The sequence below is a fragment of the Listeria sp. SHR_NRA_18 genome, from assembly GCF_003856515.1.
GTDB lineage: Bacteria > Bacillota > Bacilli > Lactobacillales > Listeriaceae > Listeria_A > Listeria_A newyorkensis.
On sequence record NZ_QPKR01000102.1, the window covers coordinates 1 to 395 of the forward strand.

The 395-nt window shown below is 47.8% G+C and carries 1 protein-coding gene; it reads left to right on the forward strand.

Going from position 1 to position 395, the window contains the following annotated elements; translation table 11 throughout:
* Nucleotides 1-165: 165 nt before the first annotated feature.
* On the forward strand, nt 166-395 hold a 230-nt coding region (locus tag DUK53_RS17335; protein WP_143813237.1), incomplete at its 3' end, for a GrpB family protein.

Here is a 395-nt window from a genome sequence, read left to right on the forward strand (position 1 = left end):
TCTGTATGTCGATGATGCCCAGACACTTTATGACGAATTTGTCTGCAAGGGAGCAATCATACTGGCGCCACCCGTTGATAAAGCGCATGGCATGCGTGAATTCACCATAGGTACTCCCGATGGCCACAGAATGGTGGTTGGCCAAGATCTGGAGAGGGAGTGAATATGCGAAAAGTGACTATTGTTGCTTACGATGAGCAGTGGCCTGACCTATTTGAAACAGAAAGCTCTCTGTTGCAGATAACTCTTGGCAGGGTGATCTCGCGAATTCACCACATTGGCAGCACGTCGGTACCGGGTTTGGCAGCAAAACCAGTCATAGATATATTGATGGAGGTTGTTAGCCTGAATGAGTTGGATAACTTAAACGCTGCAATGGAACGAGCCGGATATAC